The sequence below is a fragment of the Nocardia sp. NPDC004722 genome, from assembly GCF_053601505.1.
On record NZ_JBSGBY010000569.1, the window covers coordinates 1 to 5528 of the forward strand.

A 5528-nucleotide genomic window follows, 5' to 3' on the forward strand; every position below is an offset into this window, starting at 1 on the left:
CCCCACCGAGGAGGCCACCCACGAGGCGTGGTCGCTGATGTCGGCGCTGGCCGCCAGCACCTCGCGCGTGCGGCTGGGCCAGATGTGCACCGCCATGAGCTACCGCAACCCCGCCTACCTGGCCAAGGTCGCGGCCACCGTGGACCTCATCTCCGGCGGGCGCGTCGAGATGGGCATCGGCGGCGGCTGGTACGAGCACGAATGGCGCGCCTACGGCTACGGATTCCCCTCCGCCGGTGCGCGATTGGGCCGTCTCGACGAAGGCGTGCAGATCTTCAAGCAGGCGTGGACCACCGGTAAGGCCACCCTCGACGGCAAGCACTACCAGGTCGACGGCGCGATCGTGCGGCCACTTCCGGTGCAGGAGGGCGGGATTCCGCTCTGGATCGCAGGCGGCGGCGAGAAGGTGACGCTGCGCATCGCGGCCAAGTACGCGCAGTACACCAACTTCGCGGGCGATCCGGAGACCTTCACGGCGAAGTCGGCGCTGCTGCGCGAGCACTGCGCCGCGGTCGGCACGGATTTCGACGCCATCACCCGCAGCTCCAACTTCAACACCCTGGTCGGCGCGACCGAGGCCGAGGTGCAGCAGCGGCTGGCGGAGCTCGAGGTCCGGCTGACGCCGTTCACCGGCGCGGAGGGTGCGGCGCAGCATGTGAAGGACGTGTTCCGCAATTCCCCCGCCGTCGGCACGCCGGAGCAGATCATCGAACGGCTCTCGGAGGTCAAGGCGCTGGGGCTGGGGTACTCCATCCACTACTTCCCCGAAACCGCCTACGACACCAGCGGTTTGGAGCTCTTCGAACGCGAGGTGATCCCGGCGCTGCGCTGAGTGATCTTGGCACCGCGCTGTGCGCCGGGATCTACGGATCGGCCTACCGGAACAGGTCGGTGAAGAACTGGTAGCCGGTGGGGTCGCCGGTCATCTTCCAATGCAGGCCCTGCAAGAAGAAGCAGGCGACCAGATTGGTGGCCGCGAAGGTGAGCAGCACCGCCGGGGTGATCCTGGCGGCTCGCCGCAGGGCGACGGAAGTGGCCGCGGCCCTGCCGGGTTCGCTGTAGGCGGTCAGGAAGAGCACGATGCCCGCGGCGAGCACGGCCAGCACGAAGGCGATGAAGGCCCAGGTGTAGAGGTGCAGCCCGAACAGCGCACCGGCATAACCCGGATCGTCCGGGGCGATGTGCATGAGCACCTGGGCGCCGGAGACGAAGCTGCCGAGAATGGCGGCCATGATCGCCCAGCCCCAGCCGGAGGCGAACTCCCGGGTGGTCACCGCCCCGGTGCGGGAGCGGACGATGATGTAGGCGGGCCCGATCGCGCTGAGCAGGAAGAACATTCGCTGCAGCAGGCACATCGGACACGGGTACTCCCACAGCCCGAACTGGAAGGTGTAGGCCCCGAGCAGGGTCGCGCACATGCCGAGCACATAGGCGTGCGCGAACCAGAGTCCGAGCTTGTTGGACAGGGCGGGTGCGTCGGTGGCGGTCACAGTCCCACCTCGAAGTGATGGCCGGTGACGTGGGGCAGGAAAGCCAGGACCGACAGGGCCAGGGTCGCCGAGCACAGACCCATCGCGTAGCCCCGCGGCCAACTGCGAACCACCGCCACCACGCACAGCAGGATGAGGGCAAAGAGCAGGGTGTACATGGTGTCCTGATTTCGTCGGGGATTCGGTCACTCCCTACCTTTCACCCGACGTGAACTTGCTGGTAGACGCCATATTCCGATGCACACATAGAATCAGGCTATGACCCGGCGGATATCGCCCGCCGGACCGGGCCGCAATGGGACGATCCCGATGCGCGGCCGGCGTTCGGGGGGAAGCTCCCGAACGCCCGGGTAACAGGATCTTGCGGGCCGGTCCGGCGAGCTCGCCGGATGGTCTTGCGCGCGACGCGATTCCGTACGGGCCGCTCGGGACATCCTTCCCGACATCCGGCCCCGCCGCTTCCCGTCGACCGCACACCGGAATGGCGAGAATGCGTCATCGGGGCGCGAAGGACGCGATCGGGTCAGCGCGGCACGGTGACCGGGTCCGTGCAACTGCCGGGCGCGTCGACCAGTGAGCACGCCTTCGGGTCGCGGGTGGGGCGGTAGTCGGCGGGAACGCCGCCGTCGCGGGTGATCGCGGTGTAGGCCGGGACCGCGTCGGTGGGGCGGCGGGTCAGCGTCGGTGGGGCGGCGGGTCAGCGTCGGATCGGTCAGGACGTCGACGGTGTAGAGACCGAAACGCGGTGTGTAGGAGCCCCATTCGTAATTGTCGGTGAGGCTCCAGTAGTTGTAGCCGATCACGTTCATGCCGTCGGCCTTGGCGCGCTGCACCCAGTAGATGGTGTCGCGCAGATCATCGGCGCGGGTGTAGCCGTCGGCGCGGGGCGCGCCGTTCTGGGTGGGCATGCCGTTCTCGACGATGTACAGCGGCTTGCCCGGGAAGGCGCGCGAATAGTGTTGCAGCGCATAGTAGATGCCGTCCGCCTGAAGCGGGTTGTTCCACATGTCGGTGACGGCGGGTGAGCGCAGGGCATCCGGCGAGAGACCGTAGTAATAGTCGATGCCGATGTAGTCGAGCTTGGCGGCGATCTTGCCCAGCAGCGGCCCGTTCACTGCGTCCTCCGCGGACGGGAGGTAGGCGACGTTGCTGGTCACCTGCGCGCCCGGCTGCACCTGATGGATGTAGTCGTAGATGGCGTTGTGCGCCTGCGCGATTCGGTCCTGCATGACCGGGACCGAGGTCGCGGGCAGGGTGCCCAACCGGACCTCGTTGATCATGTACATGGTCGGCTCGTTGAACGTGACCCAGAGCGGATTGCCGGAGGCGTAGCGGTCCACGATCTTGCGCGCGTTGGCCAGCCAGTCCGCGACCATGTCGGCGTGATTCCAGCCGCCGCGGTCGGCCTCCCAGCCCGGGTACACCCAGTGATCCAGCGTCAGCATCGGCCGCATGCCCGCCGCCTCGATCGCGCCGATCACCTTGTCGTAGAAGCGAAGTCCGTCCTCGTCCCACACGCCCGGCTGCGGCTGCACCCGCGCCCACTCGATGCCGATCCGGTACACCTTCACCCCCAGCTGCTTGGCCAGCTGGATATCGGACTCGTAGCGATCGTAGAAGTCGATCGAGTCGTGGTAGGGGTCCTCGGTCTTGCCCGAGGCGGCGTAGCGCGACCAATTGCTGTCCGGCGCATGGCCTTCGGACTGGAAGCCCGACGCCGCGACACCCCACAGGAAGTCCGGCCCCAGCGGCGCGATCCGGGCCGGCGGCTCCGGCCGGGCGAAGGCCGGTGCGGCGGAAGCGGTCAGCGCGGCGGAGGCGGCGAGGACGACCAGGGGCAGCGTGCGACGACGGAAGCGCATAACGAAAACCGTACATTGCACGGTTTTGAGCGACAAGAAACTCTCATAGTCCGCTTAGACTTTCCCGGTGGTGAAACGCGGACCCTACGGGAAAGGCATCGAACGCCGGGAGCAGATCCTGGAAGCCGCCCTGCGCACGATCGCCGAGCGCGGCTTCCTGGCAACCTCGGTGGCGGAACTGGCCGAGGCCGTCGGCCTGAGCCAGAGCGGGCTGCTGCACTACTTCGGCTCCAAAGAAGAGCTGTTCGTCGCGGTCCTGCGCAAGCGCGACGAGGTCGACGCGGCCCGCCTCGGCGAGGCCGGACCCGAGGTGCTGCTGCGCATCATCCGCCGCAATACCCAGGTGCCCGGCCTAATCGAACTGTTCACCCACATGCAGGCGGCCGCCGCCGACCCACGCCACCCCGCCCACGAGTACATGCGCGAGCACTACGAACGCGCCAATACCGGCCTGGCCGAACTGTTGCGCGGTATGCAGCGCGCGGGCACGGTCCCCGAAGGCGTCGACACCGAGGTGATGGCGACGGCGTTCCTCGCGCTGACCGACGGGCTGCAGTCGCGCTGGCTCATCGACCCGTCCATCGATATGGAGTTCCATCTCGGGCAGTGCTGGACCCGGTTCACCGGGATGCCGTTTCCGGGCGCTTAACCGATCCAGGCGGCGATCGCCAGGAACACGCAGATCAGGACGAACAGGATCGCCATGAGCGGGACGATGAATTTGACGTACCGGTCGTAGCGCACCTTCGCCAGGGCGATACCACCGGTCACCACCGCGGTCGTCGGCGTGACCAGGTTCGCCCAGCCCGACGCCGACTGCCAGCCCGTCACCACCAATGACCGTGGCACATGGGCGAAGTCGGCCAGCGGCGCCATGATCGGCATGGCCAGCGTGGCATGGCCGGAGGTGGACGGGATGAGGAAGGCCAGCGGCACGTTCACCAGGAACACGGCCACCGCGAACACCGCCGAGGAGGTGCCCGAGACGACGCCCTCCAGCGCGTGCAGGACCGTGCTGGTGATCTGGGTGTTGTTCATGATGACGGTGACCCCGCGCGCCAGCACGATGACGAAACCCGCGCCGACGAAGTCGCTGAAGCCTTTTCCGACGTTCTCCGACATCTTGCCCTCGCCCAGCCCGCCGACCAGGCCGACCACGATCGCGCCGATCAGGAACAGGGCGGTCAGCTCCGGAAAGTACCAGTCCAGTTCCCAGACGAAAGGTTTCGCGTCCGGCCCCTTGATCACCGTGCCCCAGGGGATGATCGAGAAGATCATGAACGCGAAGGTGAGGCCGACCAGCCACAGCACGCCCACCTGCCGCTTGGTCATCGGATCCGGTTCGTGCTCATCGGCTTTCACGTCCCGGTCGCCGGGTTGCCAACCCGACCAGGACTTCTCGGGATCGGCCTTGACCCGGCGCGCGTACCAGATGACGTAGGCGACCGTGACCGCCGTCAGCACCACCAGCATGGCCAGGCGCAGCACGATGCCGTCACCGATGGCGATGCCCGCCGCGGACGAGGCGGTGCCGGTGGCGAAGGGGTTCACCGTCGAGCAGAGCACGCCGATGCCCGCACCGGCGATGATCGCGCCGACCGCGGTCATCCGGTCGTAGCCCAGCGCCAGGGTCAGCGGCACCAGCAGGGCGTAGAAGCCCAGCGTCTCCTCCGCGAAACCCTCGACAGTACCGGCGACCGCGAAGACCACCATGATGCCGACGATCAGCAGGTACGAGCGGTTCCGCAGCTTGTAGGCGAGCCGCCCGATCCCGCTGTCGAGGGCCCCGGTGGCGAAGGCGACGGTGATGAACGCGCCCACAGCCAGCACGAACAGGAACACCGCGGCCGCGCCGTAGAGCGAGCCGTCCACGTCCGGGGCGACCTGGCCGGTCTTGCCGTCCTGAATGCCGTAGAGGCCGTTGACCGGAGCCAGGAACAGGTCCCGCACCCGCGCGTCGAACCCCTTGGTGTCGGTGAGGCGGTGATACGAGCCCGCGATCGGGTGGCCCTTGGCGTCGGTGTCGTACGCGCCCGGCGGAATCACGAAGGCGGCCAGCCACACCGCCAGGGTGACCCCGGCGAGAATCGTGTAGGTGGACGGGAACGTCCACTTGCGTCGGTGGCGTGCGGGTTTCGGCGCGGTCTCGACGGTCGCGGTGTCGCTCACTTGCGCA

Annotated in this window: 6 protein-coding genes; 2 read left to right on the forward strand and 4 right to left on the reverse strand. The window is 67.8% G+C overall.

Annotated elements, in window-relative coordinates:
- A partial coding sequence (locus tag ACWELQ_RS36715; protein ID WP_452401620.1) for a TIGR03560 family F420-dependent LLM class oxidoreductase occupies positions 1-832 on the forward strand: 832 nt, incomplete at its 5' end.
- Between the two features lie 43 nt (positions 833-875).
- On the opposite strand, the gene ACWELQ_RS36720 is transcribed toward ACWELQ_RS36715, so the two are convergent.
- From ACWELQ_RS36720 to ACWELQ_RS36730, 3 genes are all read right to left on the reverse strand, one after another.
- The gene (locus ACWELQ_RS36720; protein ID WP_452401621.1) at positions 876-1490 is read right to left on the reverse strand and encodes a disulfide bond formation protein B; all 615 of its coding nucleotides are present in this window, start codon (positions 1488-1490) and stop codon (positions 876-878) included.
- Positions 1487-1648: a hypothetical protein gene (locus ACWELQ_RS36725; protein WP_379357983.1), complete on the reverse strand. Its 162-nt coding sequence runs from the start codon at positions 1646-1648 to the stop codon at positions 1487-1489. Before ACWELQ_RS36725 ends, ACWELQ_RS36720 begins: the two co-directional genes overlap by 4 nt.
- Positions 1649-1741: 93 nt before the next feature.
- Positions 1742-3352, reverse strand: a complete 1611-nt coding sequence (locus ACWELQ_RS36730) for a family 1 glycosylhydrolase (protein WP_452401622.1) — start codon at positions 3350-3352, stop codon at positions 1742-1744.
- 67 nt (positions 3353-3419) lie between these two features.
- Here ACWELQ_RS36730 and ACWELQ_RS36735 point away from each other — a divergent pair, with 67 nt between their 5' ends.
- Positions 3420-4001, forward strand: coding sequence for a TetR/AcrR family transcriptional regulator (locus ACWELQ_RS36735; RefSeq protein WP_452401623.1), 582 nt, complete (start codon positions 3420-3422; stop codon positions 3999-4001).
- Here ACWELQ_RS36735 and ACWELQ_RS36740 read toward each other — a convergent pair.
- Positions 3998-5528, reverse strand: a 1531-nt coding sequence (locus tag ACWELQ_RS36740) for a YfcC family protein (RefSeq protein ID WP_452401624.1), incomplete at its 5' end; no start/stop codon positions are given. The genes ACWELQ_RS36735 and ACWELQ_RS36740 overlap by 4 nt on opposite strands.